The 18,357-nt window shown below is 61.6% G+C and carries 7 protein-coding genes; all 7 read right to left on the bottom strand.

All coding sequences use genetic code 11. From position 1 onward, the window contains the following. Positions 1-39 precede the first annotated feature (39 nt). From AB4K19_RS02995 to AB4K19_RS02965, 7 genes are read right to left on the bottom strand one after another with little or no spacing between them, the layout of a single operon-like run. Entirely contained in the window at positions 40-1,278 is a 1,239-nt protein-coding gene (locus tag AB4K19_RS02995) for a pyridoxal phosphate-dependent decarboxylase family protein (RefSeq protein ID WP_375230464.1), read from the bottom strand. After that, complete coding sequence (locus AB4K19_RS02990) at positions 1,275-1,982, bottom strand: 4'-phosphopantetheinyl transferase family protein (RefSeq protein WP_375230463.1); 708 nt, start codon at positions 1,980-1,982, stop codon at positions 1,275-1,277. Before AB4K19_RS02990 ends, AB4K19_RS02995 begins: the two co-directional genes overlap by 4 nt. Further along, positions 1,975-2,739: a thioesterase II family protein gene (locus tag AB4K19_RS02985; RefSeq protein WP_375230462.1), complete on the bottom strand. Its 765-nt coding sequence runs from the start codon at positions 2,737-2,739 to the stop codon at positions 1,975-1,977. Before AB4K19_RS02985 ends, AB4K19_RS02990 begins: the two co-directional genes overlap by 8 nt. Continuing rightward, positions 2,736-6,032, bottom strand: coding sequence for a non-ribosomal peptide synthetase (locus AB4K19_RS02980; protein ID WP_436398992.1), 3,297 nt, complete (start codon positions 6,030-6,032; stop codon positions 2,736-2,738). The genes AB4K19_RS02985 and AB4K19_RS02980 overlap by 4 nt, the downstream gene beginning before the upstream one ends. After that, positions 6,025-10,617, bottom strand: coding sequence for an amino acid adenylation domain-containing protein (locus AB4K19_RS02975; RefSeq protein WP_436398991.1), 4,593 nt, complete (start codon positions 10,615-10,617; stop codon positions 6,025-6,027). Before AB4K19_RS02975 ends, AB4K19_RS02980 begins: the two co-directional genes overlap by 8 nt. After that, positions 10,610-15,199 (bottom strand): amino acid adenylation domain-containing protein, encoded by a 4,590-nt coding sequence (locus tag AB4K19_RS02970; protein ID WP_436398989.1) that lies wholly within the window; start codon positions 15,197-15,199, stop codon positions 10,610-10,612. Before AB4K19_RS02970 ends, AB4K19_RS02975 begins: the two co-directional genes overlap by 8 nt. Continuing rightward, positions 15,199-18,357 (bottom strand): non-ribosomal peptide synthetase, encoded by a 3,159-nt coding sequence (locus tag AB4K19_RS02965; protein ID WP_436398988.1) that lies wholly within the window; start codon positions 18,355-18,357, stop codon positions 15,199-15,201. The genes AB4K19_RS02970 and AB4K19_RS02965 overlap by 1 nt, the downstream gene beginning before the upstream one ends.

Below are 18,357 nucleotides of genomic sequence, written 5' to 3'. Positions count from 1 at the left end.
TTTACCACGCGGATCGGGAAGCTTGGACAACAGCAAAACTCAGTAAGTAGATATTTCAAGGGCAGGCTTGGCCGCACCACCCGAACGCATCGCGTGGCAAAGGTCACGGATCAGATGGCCGGCAATACCTTCGTGCACGGGGGTCAGGGTCATCTGCAGCCCGACCGGATCCGCAATCCGGCTGGTGTACCATCCCAGCGCGCCAAGCCTGTCTTCGCGGATGCAGGTGCCGCCATCGGTCACGGTAAATGAAAGAACACCAAGGTGCTGCGGACCCAGCAGGGCTGTGCCACCCATCCGCCGCAGACCAGTTTCGATTTCTGCCCGCGTTCGCATGATTACCGCAGCCCGCCTGCTGTATCCTTCGGCACCGAGATAGCGCATCACCGCCCAGGCCGCCGCGAGCGTTCCACCCGACCGGGTACCCGTCAGCGTTGCGGTTTCGTATCCGCCCTTGGGCCATGCCCCGAAATAAAACCGGTTGCGGGCCAGATCATTTCCGTCCCGGTATGCAAGCAGCGAATTTCCTTTTGGCGCATATCCGTATTTGTGCAGATCCGCAGACAGGGACCGTACGCCGGGAACGGAAAAATCGTATTCCGGTACAGGCAGACCCAGATCGCGGACGAAGGGCGCAAGATATCCACCAAGACAGGCATCCACGTGCAGCCAGAGATCATGGCGCAGGGCCAGCTGCCCGATCTCGCGCACAGGGTCTGTTGTGCCGAAGGGCAGACTGGGCGCGGACGCAAGGAGCCCGACAACATCGCTGGTTATTGCGTCGGCCATCGCGCCCGGATCGGCACGCCAGGTCGCGTCGAGCGCCACCCGTATGACCCGCATGCCCAGCAGTCCGGCGGCCTTTTCCCAGGCCGGGTGAGCGCTGCGGGCTGCCAGTACCACGGGATGGCGCAGTCCCGGCCGCATTTCGGCCGCCAGGTGGCGCATCGCCTGCATCGCGAGAATGATGCTTTCCGTTCCGCCTGTCGTGATAACTCCGGACGCACCTGGCGGCGCACGCCAGAGCGGCAGGGACATGTTCAGTATGTCCTCTTTCATGCGCGCAAGGCTCGGGAACGCGCGTGGCGCGAGCGCATTGGTTTGCTGAAACATTGCAAAAGCGCGTGCTGAAACGTCCTGAACATCCTCTCCTGCCCAATAGACATGCAGTGCGGACCGTCCATTGCGCCAGTCAGCATCTGCGGCGCGCAGGTCCTCCATTTCCCGAAACAACTCATCCTGCGGCACGCCGGCACCGCTGAGAGCTGCACGGGTCATGCCGTACCCTGCCCTGCCAGAGGCCCGGTGCACAGGCGCACCTGCGGCACCGACGCATTCTCGGTCGTAGCAAGAGCGCCCACTGCACCGCCGGGCAATGTCAGGTCATACAGGAAAAAATGATGACCGGAGAGAGACGTGCGCGCGCCGAACTCCGTTGGGTGCCCGACCACGCTGAAGCTGTCCAGAGCACGCAAAAGCCCGGTGCCTGTTGCCTTGAGAACCGCTTCCTTGCGCGTCCAGATCCGGTAGAACCAATGCAACCGTTCTGCCGGTTTCATACCATTCAGAAAAGCGCGCTCCCGGGGATGAAACATGTCGGTGATGCCATTCTGCTCATCAACAGGTTTGCAAAACTCAACATCAACACCGATCGCAGCAGCGTCACTGATGCCGATCAGCGTTACTCCGTTGCTGCGGGACAGGCTGAACGCAGTGCCCGCTCCCGCGAGGGCTGGCTTTCCGTGGGCGCCTTTTGCGAAAACCAGGTCCGCTGGTGTGCAGCCATTGCGGCGGGCCAGGAGTTGTCTCAGCAATTGGTGTGAAATGGCGCGGTCCCGCTTCGGGTCCCGGCGGCCAAAGCTGCCACTGAGATTCCCTTCCGGGATATGTACGGACAAATCATCAAGTTGTGCAAACCACAGCTCAACCGATTGTGCAGCGCATGCTGCGCCTGACCGCTCTGCGAGGATTGCATCATCCATGAGGCACCGTGCCAGAAGGTGCCGTCACAGCATAAGCCCCGGGCAGCATTATAGACGCAATCCGGCGTGTCAGTGCCTCTTCCTGATTCTCCAGGAAAAAATGCCCACCCGGCAATTGTTCCCAGGTGCCACCGACAAGTGTGAGCTGCAGCCACGCCGCAAGATCTGCCGCCGTGACCTTTTCGTCGGATTTGCCCCCAAAGGCGTAGAGCGGAACAGGCAACTGGCGCATCTGACCAAAACGGTAAGTCTCGCACAGTTCGAAATCAGCCCGCAGACGCGGCAGGACAAGATCCATCAACTCAGCATCATCAAGCAGTTCCTGCGCCGTGCCCTGAAACCGCGCCAGTTCTTCCAGCAGGTCCGCATCATCCATCAGATGCAGCGGCGCTTCTCGGGGCGGCACATGTGGGGCACGTGTAGCCGCCACAAAGAGTACGGCTGGCAGCCCTGCCCCCAGACGGGCCAGTTCGCATATCAGCTCGAATGCAACAAGCGCACCCATGCTGTAGCCAAAGAGTGCATAGCTGCGGTCAGGTCGTGTCAGCAGATCCGGCAGGAGGCTGGCAACGGCCGTTTCCATGCGCAACAACGGCTTCTGATCATAGGTTGACCCTCTGCCCGGCAGTTCCGGTGTCACAACATTCGCAAGGCCCTTCAGGCGGTCAGCGATCCCGGCGAACATGGCACCGGTTGCGCCGGCCGCGTGCAGACAGACGAGGTCAGGCGGTGCAGATGAAACCGAATAGCCAGTCATGGCTCCTCACCCGTCTGCGGCGCACGTACCCCTGCGCCAGTGCGACCGCGATCCAGCTTTTTTATTTCTGTTCGCGCACCATCTTTTGCCGCGGCTTCGGCACTGCGCGCGAGGCCGACGGCGGAAGGGTCGATAAAGAAATCCCGGATGCCTAGGTCCAGCGAGAGCCTGTCATTCAGACGCGACAGAGCCCGTGCCGCGAGCAGCGAATGCCCCCCCGCAGCAAAGAAGTTCTCGTGTGTTCCAACGTCGCGGCCCAGCACTTCGGAAAAAACGCCTGCGATCAGAACTGCCGTTTCGCTGGCGTCGTCGTGCCGGTGCTCTTCGGCTGATGCGGGATCAGCATGGCTGGCGGATGACGCAACCAGTGCGGAGCGGTCAATTTTGCCGGATGGTGTCTGCGGCATCTCATCAACAAAGAAAATGCGCTCGGGGATCATATGCGCCGGCAGCAGGCCCCCCAGACCAGCGCGCAGCTTTTCGGGGGCGCGTGCAACAGCGGTTTCCCCGGCAACCCAGGCGAACAGCCGCACCGTGCCGCTCTCATCCGGCACACCCGCAACCGCAGCCGCCGATACGCCATCCAGTCCTGACAGAGCGGCTTCGATTTCGGCCGGGTGCACGCGCATACCGCTGATTTTCAGCTCATCGTCCATCCGCCCGAGTACGTCGATGCGCCCGTCCCAACGTCTGCGCGCCTTGTCGCCGGTGCGCAGCATCCTCAGGCTCCCGGAGTCGGCTTCGATGTTCAGAAAACGGTCTGCATCCCGGCTGCCGTTGCTTACAAAGCCCAGACAGGGCGCAACACCACCGGCGCAAAGCTCGCCCGGCACCCCGTCCGGCACGGGCCGGCCAGAAGTGTCCACAACAGCGACCGGCACATTGTCCAGCGGTTCACCCACCGGCAACGGGTCACTCATATCGCCCGGATCAGGCGCAGTGTCACAGCACATATCCCAGGCCTCGGACGTGCCATAAATGTTGTAAAGGCGGGCATCCGGGAACGCGTCACGGAACCGCCGGGCCAGTTCTGCGGGCAGTTTCTCGCCCGTGATAAACCATGAGGTCAGCTGAGGCATGATCTGCCCGGCCTCCGGCACACTTTCGAGCAGAAGGCGCAGATAGGATGGCGTGACCCACATCCGGGTGACGCCGTCTCGTGCCAGCTGATCACACAGCTCAGACGGCTCCAGAAGTGTTTCGGCGTCGATGATCAGCGAGGGCCGGCCCGCGATCACGGGCCCGGTCAGTTCCCAAAGGGAATCTATGAAACTGGTGGCCGTCTTCATCGCTTCCACTTCGTGCGCGGCATGAGGGAAATGATGCCACATCCAGTGCAGCCGGTTGAGGACCTGCCGGTGCGGAGAGATTGCACCACGGGGTTTGCCGGTGGAGCCTGACGTATAAATTATATGACTTGGGTCTTCGGGTGAAAGGACGGCGTCGGAAAAGGGTTCTGTTGGTTCGGACAGATCACCGATCGCCGCATTCACATTCACCCGCATCAGATCGTCGGGCAATCCGGCTCCGGTATCATGCCGGATCAAAAGCACCTTTGCACCGCTGTCCCCGGCCATAAAAGCGAGGCGCGCCGCAGGGTAGGCAGGATCCAGCGGCAGATAGACAGCACCCAGACGCCAGACAGCCAGAAGCGAGGCAGAGAGTTCAACAGAGCGCGGCAGACACACGCCGACCACGTCCCCTTTCCCGACACCGGCATCGGCGAGGGATGCGGCGATGCGGTGGCTGCAATCCGCGACCTGACCAATCGTTGCACAGGCCTCTCCCGCAAAGAATGCAGGCGCATCCGGCATCGCTTCTGCCGTCGCATCGAAAAGCTCTGTTACGCTGCCATCGGGCCATGCAACCGGAGTACCGTTCCCGCGTTTCTCCAACCGCTCGTCCGGCAACAGGATGTCAAAATCACCCAGATGCCTGTCAGGCGAACCGAGCGCGTCCCGCAACAGGATTTCCAGGCGCTGGCTGAAACGGTCGATGGTTTCATGCTCAAAAAGATCCGTGGCATATTCATAGGTAAAATGCAGTTCGCCCTTCTGCACATACGCGGTGACGGTCAGATCGAACGCCGCAGCAGAGCGTTGGTAGTCGATCATCGCGGCACCGTCACCGGACTTGTCTTCCGTGGCGTTCTGCAGCTGAAACACAATCTGCACCAGCGGATTGCGGCTGAGATCGCGCGCGGGTTTCAGTTCTTCGACCAGTTTCTCAAAAGGAACGGACTGGTTGGCATAAGAGCCGAGTGCCGTTTCCCGTACCCGTTCGAGTGCTGCAGCGAAGGACAGATCGCCGCTCAGCTCTGTGCGCAGCACCAGGGTGTTCAGGAAAAACCCGATTAGGCCTTCAATCTCGGTGCGTTCACGGTTGGCAATATAAGTCCCTACCGGGATATCACCGGCATCTGACAAACGCATCAGAAGCGTTTTGAACCCCGTCAGCAATGTCATGAACAACGTAACGCCGCGATCGCGGGAAAATGCCTCCAGGTCCCGGGTCAGACTGGCCGAAAAGCTGCAGTTGTGAAACGCACCGGTAAAACTCTGCGCTGCGGGGCGGGGGAAATCTGTGGGCAGGTCCAGCGTGGCCATGCCATCAAGCCGGTCCGTCCACCAGTCCAGCTCGCCGGAGAACCCACCTCCGTCCCCTTCCCTGCGCTGCCAGGCTGAAAAATCCCCGTACTGCAGCGGCAAGGGTTCAAGCGGCGAAGGTTCACCGCGTGAAAAGGCGTCGTAAAGAGCGGTGAGTTCCCGGCTGAAAATACCCATGGACCATCCATCCGCCAGGATGTGATGCAGATTGAGCAAAAGCAGGTGTCTGCCCATCGGCAACCGGACAAGTCTGGTACGCACCAAGGGGCCCCGTGCAAGATCAAAGGCTTCGGTCGCGCAGTGTTTGCGGATTTCGGCCAGCCGCGCGTCGCGCAGAGCCGCCGGCAGCGCTGTCAGATCAATCTGTTCCAGCGGCACATGCAGTTCAGGGGCCACTTTCTGTACCGGTTCACCGTCGATTTCCGCAAATGTGGTACGCAAAGCGCCGTGCCGGGCAACAACCCCGTTAATCGCCTGTTCCAGAACACCGGTATCAACTGCACCAAGCGGCAGCGCTGCCTCGACGTTGTAGGCCGGGCTGTCAGGCGCCATCCGATGCATGAACCACAGCCGCCTCTGCGAGTAAGATGCCGGATAGGTGCGGGGCAGTCGCCGGCCGCCTGCCAGGCGTTTGCGCAAAAGCTCTCTTTTCTGCTCCTTTGACAGATCTGTGGCGCTGTCACTCATCGGTGCCATCCGTTTCGGGATCGTCCAGCAGGGCCAGCGCCCTTTCCAGCTCCTCCTCGTCCATCAGATCGATATCCTGTTCCGTATCCGACGCCGTGATCTCTGAAGGCTGCTCTCGCAGACGCGCCCTTTCCACCTCGGAACACATGCCTTCCACCGTGCCGTTCTCGAAAATGGCCCGCAGCGGCACAGTCACGCCAAGCTCTGTCGCGATGCGCGAAATCACCTGCGTGGCTTTGAGCGAATGCCCTCCCAACCGGAAGAAATCATCTTCCAGACCGACCTTCGGCACCTGCAGCACGGCACAGAAAATTGCCGCAAGGTGTTTCTCAATCTCAGTGCGTGGGGGACGCGCGGGGCCGCTGGCAACCGTCACGAGGCTTGCGGCCAGCGCTTTCCGGTCAACCTTGCCGTTTGCATTCAGGGGCATTGCCTCGAGCCGCACATAGCTCTGAGGCAGCATGTAGTCAGGCAACAGCTTTTCCAGATAAGCGCCCAGTTCCGCTTCCAGCCTGCGCAGATCGCGGCCCGCCGCCGGAGAACTGGCAAGTGGTGCATCCGGACCGTCAGGTGCGGGCATCATCGCGCCGAAACCGGCGGCGACAGGTTCCGCGCTGATCAGGATGTCAAAACAGGCGGGATCGCTGTTCCACGTGGCTTCCGCGTAAAAACCCTCTGCCTCGCACCCACGCAGTAACTCTTCGGGTGAAAGTGCCGCGTCGCTGACGGCCGGGATCGTCAAAGCACCAAGCGTCTGCCCTTCGCCAGCCTCGCTGATGGTCCGCAGCTGCTGACACGCCTGCGCTGTACGTGCATTGGGCAACCCGCGCACCACCAGCGGTTTATGATCCTCCTGCCCCGCTTCGGCGAGCAGTTGCTGCATCGAACGGATATCCTGGCCCCACATCAACTCGCGGAGACCCGGTGCTTTTCGCGGCGTTCCGGGGCGCAGCACGACATCATATCTGAAACGCGCGAGCTCGTTTCGGCCGTATCCCCGCTTCAGGCGAACCGAAATGTCGCCGAGCCCGGACAGCCGTTTGCGCAGGTCCTTAAACCAATGGGGATCGAGCAGCAGTTCCTGCTCTTCGCTCACCCGGCGTGACACCGCCCCCATCAGTGCCCGCGCCGTCGTACTCTGGTCCGCACGGCTGAACTCGATCTCCGTCTGAAAAGCGGGCAGCAGTCCCAGGTGACGGATATCGCCAAGGAAAATGGACCCGTCGGGGCGGGTGATGCGCAACAGCTCGGTGATGAGCGTTTCGAGATAATCCGCCGATGGGAAATACTGCACCGTCGAATTCAGTACGACAGTATCGAAACTGTTGTCCTCAAGGCCCGCCAGAATCTCTGTACTCCCCTGTTTCACAGAGATGTTCCCGATGCCGGCCTCATCCGCCGTCCGTCGCACGTGATCCAGAGCCCGTTCCGAGAGATCCACGCCCAGAACGGATCTCACGTGTTCCGCCAACGGGAACATGATCAGCCCGGTGCCACAGCCGAACTCAAGAATGTCCTGGCCGCCCAGTGCCAGGATCCGCTCACAGGTCTGGCGCACCTGCTCGGCCATGTCGTCTTGGGACAGAAGGTCACCGGTGGCAGTATCCGTCCAGCCGGTAATATCAAACTGCGCGTCCGCATCCGCCGCAGCGCCGACATCCTGGTACACCACATCGTCATAAATGCGCTGCCAGTAGGCGACGGCCTCATCTTCGGTTTCCCGGCTGACCCGCTCTTCGTCCGCGGGATCACCCGGCACGTAAAAGGCCAGAATACGGTTTTCAGCGCTGCCATCGGCACTTTCAGCAGAGGATATCAGCGCCTGCGCTTCTCCGACCCGCGGATGAGACTGCAGCGCAGCAGCAATTTCATCCGGTTCGACCCGGAAGCCTCGGATTTTCTTCTGATCGTCAAAGCGCCCCAGAAAATCGAGTGTGCCGTCATGGCGCATGCGCACTCTGTCGCCGGTAGCATACAGCCTTTCATCTTCGCGAAACGGGCTCGGGCCAAACCGGCGCGCGGTCTGACCGGGATCACCGAGATAACCAAGCGCTACACCCGGCCCGCCAAGATAGAGCTCCCCCGGCACCCCACGGGGGACTAATGCGCCCTGTGGGTCCAGCACATAGGCAGTACTGTTCATGATGGGAGACCCGATGGGGACACTGGCCAGCGGTTTGTCAAACGCATCAATACGCCAGGCCGTGCCGAGGGTCGTTGCCTCGGTCGGGCCATACCCGTTCACGAAGGCATCCGGCGCACCTGCGGCAATGACACGCCGCACGCACTCCGGTTCGAGGCGCGAACCGCCCGTGACCACAGACGACAGAGAGGAAAACATGTCCGGCGCCTCATCCACCAGACGGTGGAACAGAGCCGTCGTGATAAAGATATGGTCAAAGTCGCCCGCTTCTATGCGCGCACCCAGCCGTTCCGGCGAGAGCATCTCATCGCGCTCAACACCAACAAGGCAGCAGCCGCCCAGCAATGCGGTCCAGACTTCCAGTGTCGCGGCATCAAAGGCACAGTTGGACCCCTGCGCAATGCCATCGCCTGCACATGGCGACCAGAACTCCTGGCACGTCGCGAGCCGGATGATACCGCAGTGCGGGACGAGCACAGCCTTTGGTTTGCCGGTGGACCCTGATGTGAACATGATATTCGCCACATCATGCGGCTCACGCGTCACCGGCATACCGGGCGCGGCACTGCACCAGACGTCTGTCTGCGCCATGATAACGGGGCACTCTGTCACCGGCAGAAGACCCGCACTGGCGTCATCGCTGATCACAGCCGCCGCATCTATGGTTTCCAGCAGCCCCTGCACGCGCGCGGCGGGTGTGTCAGTATCAAGCGGAACATAGGCGGCCCCTGCCTTCAGAATACCAAGCCATGAAATGATCATTTCGGACGAACGCGGCAGGAAAACGGCCACATGATCGCCAGGCTCCACCCCGTGGCCCACCAGGGCTTCGGCCGCACCATCGGAGGCCCGGTCCAGTTCGGCATAGGTCAGCATCTGCTCCCCCCACCGTATGGCCGGATCATCCGCAAAGGACGGCAGTATTTCGTGGAAGCACTGCACAAGATCCATATCGCCGGGCCAGTGACGGTCGGTCTGATTGGTGTGCGCCGTCAGCCAGTCAAACTCACGCTGCGACATAAGGCTTGCGTCCGCAACCGGTGCGTCAGGCGCGGCAAGAAGTCCGAACAGCAGGATCTGAAACTGTTCTGCCATCAGCTCGGCGGTGACATGTTCAAAGAGGTCCGTCGAATACTCGAGCTCGCCCGAATAGCCCGCGTCCGTGTCCCAGAGATCAAGCCGCAGGTCGAACTTTGACGTCCCGCGCTGGCGTTCTTCGGGCGTTGCCTGACCCACTGTCCTGTCGGGTGCTGAGAACAGCTGGAACACCACCTGCGCCAGCGGATTTCTGTCGCCCCGGCGCTGAGGTGCCAGCTCTTCAATCAGGCGGTCAAACGGGAACTCATCGTGTGAAAAGGCCTCAAGGCAGGTGTTCTTCATACGGGTGACAAATTCGCGGAATGTCGGCGCGCCCGACAGATCACCCCGCAGCACAAGCGTGTTCACGAAGAAACCGATCATGCCTTCCAGCTCGCGGCGTTCCCGCCCGGCAGAGGGTGCGGCCACGAGGATGTCATCCATATCCGCATACCGCCCCAGAAGAACCATCCAGGCCGACATCAGGACCATGAAAGGTGTGAACCCTTCCTCTGCACAAAGCTCTCTGATCGCGGCGGCACAGTCCTGGTCGAGAGTAAATGGCACGAACGCACCGCCGTAGGTCGGAATTGCAGGACGCTGGAAGTCCACCGGCAGAGCCAGCTCAGGTGCGCCGGCCAGTTGCGTGCGCCAGTAGTCGAGATGGCCTGCCATACGCGATCCTTCAAAGAGGCTATGCTGCCAGACCGCAAAATCACGGTACTGCACATCCGGGTCCGGAAGATCGTGCGGCTGACCCGCCACCCGCGCCCGGTAGATCGCGGTCAGTTCACGCCCGAGCACCTTGAGCGACCAGCCGTCACAGACAATATGGTGCAGCGTGAGCAGCAAAAGATGCCGTGACGCTGACACCCGGATCAGCCGCGCCACCGCAAGTGGCCCTTCGGTCAGATCAAAACTGCGGTTCTTTTCCTCTTCGTTCAGTGCCCTGAGCCGTTCGGTAACAGCCTGCGGGGACAGTCCTGACAGGTCGATGCGTTCCAGCGGAAAACGTGGCGCGTCATGCAGTATCTGCACAGGCTGCCCATCCTCTTCGGCAAAGGTTGTGCGCAGTGCTTCGTGGCGGGTGGCGATTTCCAGCAAAGACTGTTCCAGATGATCCGGCCAGACGACGCCATCAAGCGGCAGTTCAAGACTGACTGTGTAGAAGGGATTGCCCGGTGCGAGGCGGTCCAGAAACCAAAGACGCCGCTGCGCAAAGGAGGCCGGGACCGGTCCGTCGTGCTGCAGACGCGGAATGCCTGCGTCAACAGGAACCGATGCCGTGCTCTCACCCCGCTGACGCCGCAGCAATGCAAGCCGTTTCTGCTCTTTTGTCATGGGAGACTGCAGGTTCTTATTCATCTTTCGGACCCTCCGGTTGTGCCAGAAGGGCATCCAGCGCCGCTTCATCCAGGTCTTTGGTTGCCTGGTAGGCTTCGGCAATATCCCGTGCACCAGGCATCTGTGCATCGATCCGGCTGGCCAGATCAGCAGGCTTTGGGAACTCAAAAAGCAGTCGCAGGGGCAGATCGTCGCCGAGGATCTCCCGCAGACGCGCGACAGCCTGCGTTGCGAGCAGCGAATGCCCCCCCAGGGCCGCGAAAAAGTCATCCGAAGCACCGACCTGCGTCAGACCAAGTACCGATGCGAACACATCCGCAATCACCTGTTCCAGCGCGTCTCCAGGCGCTTCAAAACGTGTTTCGCGCACCGGTTCGTGCGGCACGTTCCGTGTCAGCGAGACATAGTCTGTTTTGCCGCTGGACAGCGTCGGCATTCTGTCGAGCACAGTAATATGCGCGGGGCACATCACGGCAGGCAGGCTTTCACTGAGCCATTCACGCAGAACAGGCGAGAGCCGTGCCGTGAGAGCCCGCAGGGTCGGTTCAGATGACAACACGGGGTGTCCTGCGCGGTTTCCCGGTTGCGCGGCGTCCAGGCTGTAGCCGTTGATCTCGCCCCTGTGCAGTACGACGTCAAAATGATCCGGGGACTCACGATTGGGCAATAGTTCGGCCTGCAGGCCATACCCCCTCGCCATCTCCGCGATTTGCCCCGGATCCATGGCACCATCAGCGGCTTGATCTGCTGCCTGTATCATGTCCTGCAGGGGTGTTTCGTCCGCCGCTTCACGCAGGATATGGGACAGCGCCACGTCGCGGGCGACCCTGGCATTCGGGATGCCGCAGACAGCCACCGGGCCCTGGTATGCGGCGGCGCGGTCGTTCAAGCCTTCGGCGCTGATCTCACCACGGCGCCAGTGAAGCCAGCCGAGCGGCGCCGGCTCCTGCGCGAGGCCGCAGCGCATGGAAACATCATAGCGGTAGTCAAAGAGCTCATTGTTTTCTGCAACATTTTTGAGCCGCACGGCAACATCGCAAGCCGGTCCGCCCTCACCCAGCTGCCGGAAGAACGCAGGGTCAAAGAGCAGCTCTTTTTCCTGTGCCACAGCAGCCTCAACGCGTTTGCGCAGGTCCGCCGCGGTTGCCTCACCCGCCCGGGCCAGCTCTGCGCCCGTATGAAAGGCGCGCAGTAACCCGAGCGGGCGTATGTCACCGATGAAAACCCGAGCGTCCTCTGGCATGCGGTCAATGGTTTCCCGGATAACGTCTTTGAGGTGCCCCGCCCCCGGCAGGTACTGAACGACTGAATTCGTCACCAGCGTGTTGCAGCCGCTGATATCAATGGCCGCCACCTGATCTGCTGCTGCCGTATGCAACGCAATGTCACCCTGTCCATGTTGCTGCACCCAGGCGCTGAGGCGGCGGACAACCGGTTCGGACAGGTCGCACCCAACATAGCGGCCGCATTCCGGCATCAGGCGCGACAGGATCAGGCCCGACCCGCACCCGATCTCGAATACGCCATCAGGGTCCAGCGATCTGATACGCGCGGCGGTTTCATCCGCCCAGTGCTGCATCTGAGCGACCGGGATCGGCTCTCCGTCAAAGCTGCTGGTCCAGCCTGTGAAATCATTGACGGCATCCTCCGGCACATGATCGCCCGGCGCATAAACCACCTGGTAGAGGCTTTCCCAGTCTGCGACTGCTGCGTCTTCCGTTTCCTGCCGCAACTCTTTGCCGGCATCGTCGTCACAGAGCGTGACAAAGGCCGCAAGCGCGAACTGTTCCTTTTCCGCATGCAGAACGACAGCCGCCGCGGCCACCTGATCATGCGCACGCAGGGCGGCTTCGATCTCGCCCAGTTCGATACGGTTGCCCCGCAGTTTTACCTGCCGGTCCCGGCGCCCGGCGCAGTGTAGCAGCCCGTCACAGGTGTACCAGCCCAGATCCCCGGTCAGAAAAGCCAGCTCACCCGTTTCGGGCAGTGTCACAAACGCGGCATCCGTCAGGTCAGCCCGGTTCAGATACCCCTCTGCCAAAGGCGCACCGGTCACGGCAATCTCACCGCGCATGCCCGGCGGGCAGAGCAAGTGGTTGGCGTCAACGACAAGCACACCGCAGTTTTCCACCGGCCTGCCGATGGGCAGCGGATCGCGGTCATCGGGGCCAACGACATGCGCGGTGACATCAATGGTTGCTTCGGTCGGGCCGTAAAGATTGAAAATGCGTGCTCCGGCAAACGCTTCAGCCAGCCTGCGTGTCAGATCCGTGGTCAGGGGTTCCCCTCCGCAACACAGAATGCGGACATCGGCGACCGCTGCGGAAAGATCACCTTCGCTCAGCAACTGCGACAGCAAGGAGGGCACACACTGCACGATACTGGGGTGCAGCTCTGCCATAGCAGCGATCAGAGCCTGGCTGTCAGCCGCATGAAAGTCAGGCGGAAGGCACAATGCAGCACCGGTTGTAAGCGGCAGCCAGAACTCCCAGACCGAGGCGTCAAACTGTGCAGGCGTCCGCTGCAGGATACGATCCTCTGGTCCGGCATCAAAAGCGTCACGCATCCACGCCATATGGTTGGCAAGTGCGCCATGGGACACTTCAACGGCTTTTGGCTGCCCGGTGGAGCCCGAGGTAAAGAGAACGTAGCAGGGGTCTCCGGGATCAATGTCCGGAAACTCCGACAACGGCAGGCAGTCTTCTGCAAACGCCAGCAAAGCGCCCACCCGGCCGCTGGGCCCGTGCGCATAGTCAGGACCATCATCCCCGGTAATGACAATGCGGGGGGCCGCGGTATCGGCCATGGTTTTAAGCCGACCAGGTGGCACACCGGGGTCAACCGGCAGCCAGGCCGCACCAAGGCGGACAGCCGCCAGCATGCAGATAACGAAACTGCGGCCCCGTGGCAGGGCAAGCCCCACAATATCACCCTTTGATATCCCGGCCTCAAGAAACGCGCGTGCGACCCGGGCCGACAGCTCTTCAAGCTCTTCAAATGTAAGGTCGCCCTGCGCGTCGGTCAGCGCAGTTGCATCCGGATACCGGCGCCACGTGCGCTCAAACATCGCGCACATATCATGCAGCGGTCGCGCGACGCTCTTTCCACGCAGCAACCTGTCAAATTTTCTGTGCGCTGCCCGGTCCAGCAGAGGAAGCTCTGACATCCTCGTACCCGGATCCGCCGTTGCCGCCCGCACGACATTGCGGACGGCGTCTGCAATGCACTGAACGGTTTCGGGGCGGAAAACATCGGTGGCATATTCAATGCCACCAACCAGGCCGTCGGATGTTTCCCACAGGGAAAAGGCCAGATCGAGAATGGATGAGCTGCGCTCAACACGCCGGAAATCATGCCCGCCCGACGCAGGCCGGTCCGAAACACCCGGCGCGTTCTGAATCTGAAAAGACACCTGGAAAAGAGGATTGCGGCTGATATCGCGGTCGGGTCGCAGTTCTTCAACCAGACGCTCAAACGGCAGGTCCTGGTGCGCGTAGGCGCCCAGCGTTGTATCGCGCACACGTGCCAGAATATCTGTGAACGTGGGATCACCGGACAAATCGGTTCGCAGCGCCAGCGAGTTCACGAAAAAACCGATCAGTGGCTCCAGATCGGAATGCGACCTGTTTGCGACGGGCGCACCCACAACAACATCTGATGTGCCGGAATACCGCGCCAGCACAATTTTGAACGCGGCCAGCATTGCCTGGAATAACGTACAGTCATGAGCGCGGGCAAGATCGCGCAATGCCTGCGTGGTTGCGCGGTCAAATTCGACATCCTGAAACCCACCTTCGAAAGAGGCACTGGCCGGCCTCGGGTGGTCGGTGATCAACGGCAGATCTGTGGCGCCATCGAGTTTTTCGCGCCAGTACGCCAGCAGATCCTCCAGCGCACGGCCGCTCAGACGGTCCCGTTGCCACTGGGCAAAATCGGCGTACTGAACACCCAGTTCCGGCACCTGTGCCGGGCGGCCTTCCTGCTGTGCTGCATAAAGCTCGGTCAGTTCGCGGAACAGCACGCCCATAGACCAGCCATCTGCTGCAACGTGATGTACCGTCAGCAAAAGCACGTGGCGCTGCGCGGAAAGCCGCACCAGCCGGAACCGCATCAGCGGACCGGTTGCCAGATCAAACGGCAGAGCCGCTTCTGCCGCGGACAGGCCATCCAGCTCCCGCTCCGCAGCAGCCAGCCCCTGGCCCGAAATGTCCACCAGCTCAAGCGTGCGATGCACGTGGGGTTTAGCCAGCTGGCACGGCTGCCCGTCGACCCGCAGGTAAACAGTGCGCAGGCTTTCGTGGCGTAGCACGATGGTGTTGAGGGCATACTCCAGGGCTTCTGTGTCGACCGCACCGTGCAACGGCACAGCGGCCGGAATGTTGTAGAACGGGTTGCCCGGGGCGAGTTCCTGCAGGAACCAGATACGCTGCTGGGCAAAAGACATCGGCACCGGACCGTCATGCGCCGTACGCATGATGCCGGGCACGTGGTTTCGCTGACCGCGCGACTCAGCCAGACGCTTCTTCAGGAAGGCGCGCTGGTCTTCACTGCGCGGAGTTGCGGCGTGCGTTGCCTGTCCGGAGGTATTCTTTGTGTCGTACATTAACGCGCTTCCCCGGGATCATTTTCAAGTTCCGACAGCAGGATGTCTTCCAGCCTGCCGGCCAGACCGCGCACACTCGGGGCCTCAAAAATGGCCTGCAGCGGCAGATCGACGTCCAGCGTTTCGCGCAACCGTGTGACAACCCGCGTGGCATGGAGCGAATGCCCGCCCAGATCAAAGAATACCGCGTCTGCAGGAACCGACGGCAGGCCGAGCACATCGGCAATGGTTTCGGCCACCAGTTCCTCGACCTCCGTCAATGCGCCGGACGCGGTCGTCTCCCCGACGTCATCAGGCGGCAGCGCGAGCAATGCGGCAACATCTACTTTGCCATTGCTGCCAAGCGGCATTTCCGAAACCACCGTGATCCCGGACGGCATCGACTGGGCAGGCAGCCGTCGTGACAGTGTCTGCCGTAACGCCACAACGTCGGGATCACCTGCTTCGGGCAGCACAAAAGCCACAAGCGCCTTGTCGTCAGCCGCGCCCCCCTGCACTGCAACGACGCAGTCGCGTACAGCAGGATCGGACATTATTTCCCGTTCGATGGCACCGGGTTCAACGCGAAAACCGCGGATCTTGACCTGCCGGTCGGCGCGACCCAGAAATTCCAGCTCGCCCTGGCTTGTCCAGCGGACGAGATCGCCAGTGCGATAGCCCGGTTCACCTCCGGCGCTCCAGGGCAGCGGGGAAAACCTGTCATTGTCCGGATGATTGCCAAGATAGCCCGGTGAAACCCCGGCGCCGCCGGCGACGAGTTCTCCAGGCACTCCCACCGGAACAGCATGTCCATCCGGATCCAGCACGCGGATGATCGTGCCCGGAACTGGACGACCGATACGGATACCGTCGCGGATATCTTCAGGTGACGCCATCACCGAACAGCATGTAAAGACGGTGTTCTCCGTCGGGCCATAGCCGTTGATCACAGTGCCACCCGCATCAAGGACCCGGCCAACCGCCGTTTCCGACAACACATCGCCGCCCGCGAAAACCATCTGCAATCCGGCAAGCATGTCTGGTCGCGCGGCGCTCATCTGACTGAAAAATCCTGCTGTCAGCCAGCACTTCGTGACGCCCGCTTGCTCCATCCACCCCGCCAGTTCATGTGGTGAAAGATGCGCCGCAGCGGCCACCGCGATACAGGCACCTGTCAGCAACGGCCCCCAGATCTCGAAAGTTGAGGCATCAAATCCCAGCGGTGCGAAGCCCAGCATCACGTCCCCGGGTGCGAATTGCAGCGGGGCACCGCCGCGCATAAGCCGGACAACTGCACGGTGAGTTGTCGGCACCCCTTTAGGCACACCGGTGGATCCAGAGGTAAAGGCAGCATATGCGAGCGATCCTGCATCTGTCCGCTCCTTCAGATCGACGGGCGGCGCACCGGGGCCGTCTGTCGCCATCAGCCCGATGTCCGGCATCGCGGCGATATTCGGTGCGTGATCCGAAACCACGACCCGCAGGCCCGTAACACCGGCGATAGTCCTGAGCCGTTCGGCGGGCCAGTCGTCCTCCAGCGCAACATAGGCCGCGCCCGCCCGGACAATCGCGAGCAGCGCAATGATCTGTTTCCTGCCACGGGGCAGGCAATGACCGACAAAGTCCCCCTGCCCGACGCCTGATGCGATCAGCCTGTGCGCAAGCTCTGCTGACAACCTGTCCAGTTCAGAATAGGACAAATCACCTTCGGCATCCCGTACAGCCGGGAGATCCGGGTGGGTCGCTGCGATTTCTTCGAAAAGCGCCGGCAGGCTGACATCGTTCGGAAAAGCGAACGAGCCTTCCGACCATTTCGCAATCTGGTTCTGCTCATCCGGTGTCAGCATCCCGATCGCCCTCAGGGGCAGATCAGGCTGCTGAAGGGCCCCCTCAAGCAAAGTGGTCAGGTGCCCGATAAGACGCGTGATTGTCTGCGGCTCATACAGATCGCGGTCATATTCGAGCCGGCCTGTCAGAACACCGTTCTCTTCCCAGAAGTCGAGCGTCAGGTCAAAATTGGCATAGCCCCGGTGCAGGTCGACAACATCGATGGACCCTGCCTTTGCCCGTTCGAGCGGGTTGCCGAGGTACTGGCATGTGACGCGAAAGAGAGGATTCACCGACAGATCACGCTCCGGGTCCGCCATTTCAACAACGCGCTCGAACGGCAGATCCTGCAGCGTCAGAGCCCGCGCCACCGAAGCGCTCACCCGCTTGGCAAGACCGCGCAGTCCAGGTTCCCCCGTCAGATCGACCCGCAGCACAAGCGTACGCACAAAAAAGCCGATCAGATCCTCCAGATCAGACCGGGGCCGGCCCGCGGTGGGCATCCCGATCATGAAATCCTCGCCACCGCCGTAACGCCGCAGCACTTCGGAAAAACACCCGGTGATCAGCGCATAGGGCGTAACAGCGAATTCACGGGCCCGGTCGAGACAGGCTTTTGACGTCTGCGGAGACAGCCGGAAACGGATATGGTCGCCATGATGTGCCCGCTCAGGTCTGCGCGGATGATCAGACGGCAGATCCAGCTCGCCCGCACCGGCCAGATAGGCCCGCCAGCCCTCAACAAGCTCATCGTTCCGGTCTTCCCCGATCAGGTCGCGCTGCCACGCCGCAAAATCGATGTACTGGACCGGCAGATCGGGCAGTTGTGGTTCCCGACCGGAAACGCCCGCGACATAGAGTTCCAGCAGATCGCGGATCAGAATGTTCATCGACCAGGCGTCTGCGATGATATGATGGATCGTCAGAAGCAGCACAGAAGCACCACCGGGCATCTGCACCAGCCCGACGCGCAGCAGCGGTGCCTGCGTCAGATCAAATGGTGTCGCCGCGTCCTCCCGCGACAGACGGGCAAGTTCCGCGTCGGCGTCAGATGGGCTCATGCCTTTCAGGTCAGCCATCCGCAGGAAGGACGTTGGATCATCCGTCAGACGCTGCACCGGTTCAGCACCGTCCCAGTCAAACCACGTCCGCAATGTCTCGTGCCGGTCGGCCAGCGCGGCACAGGCCGCAGACAGGGGCGCAGGTGAAAGCGCAAAAGGGGTCCGCAAAGCCGCATGCAGGTTGTACGCCGGGCTGCCAGGTTCCAGCTGATCAATGAGCCACAGGCTCTGCTGGCCAAACGAACAGCGGAACGTGTCCGGTTCCGGCTGCTGGGAATGCGCACTGGTCAT

The sequence above is a fragment of the Roseobacter phycocola genome (assembly GCF_042055075.2).
Lineage (GTDB): Bacteria > Pseudomonadota > Alphaproteobacteria > Rhodobacterales > Rhodobacteraceae > Roseobacter.
Note: the sequence above shows the minus strand (reverse complement) of the source record. Positions and strands in the feature narration are given on the sequence as shown.